Origin of the sequence: Paenibacillus sp. EKM301P (genome assembly GCF_011800295.1) — a bacterium.
GTDB classification, from domain to species: Bacteria; Bacillota; Bacilli; order Paenibacillales; family Paenibacillaceae; genus Paenibacillus; species Paenibacillus polymyxa.
In genome coordinates this window covers 1-447 of record NZ_JAALFM010000087.1, presented here as the reverse complement: position 1 = coordinate 447, position 447 = coordinate 1, and the positions used below count along the sequence as shown (strand labels likewise).

The 447-nt window shown below is 61.1% G+C and carries 1 protein-coding gene; it reads left to right on the top strand.

Annotated features, from left to right (window positions below):
* Positions 1–447 (top strand): AMP-binding protein (locus HFD99_RS24940; RefSeq protein WP_167441064.1); only part of this gene is annotated, 447 nt, incomplete at both ends.

The window sequence follows — 447 nt, the reverse complement described above, 5'->3', positions numbered from 1 at the left end:
GCTGGCGCTAGCGGCGGTGCTGTACCTGGACGACGAAGCGTCGTACAGCGAGGAGCGGGCGAATGCGCCGATTGTCTCCGGCATGGTCTCCGGCAAGCTGACGGATGCTGTGGACGACGGTGATGAGAGCCATCAGAATGTTGGCACCAACAGCTTCCATGAAGCCCGTCCGGAGGATCTGGCGTACGTGATCTATACGTCGGGAACGACGGGCAAGCCGAAGGGCGTGATGATCGAGCACCGCAGCCTGGTGAATACGGCGGCGGGCTACCGGCGGGAATACCGGTTGGATCAGTTCCCGGTGCGGCTGCTGCAGCTCGCAAGCTTCTCGTTTGACGTTTTCGTGGGAGATATCGCGCGGACGCTGTACAACGGAGGCACGATGGTGATTGTGCCGAAGGACGACCGGATTGATCCGTCTCGTCTGCACCATTGGATTGAGCAGGA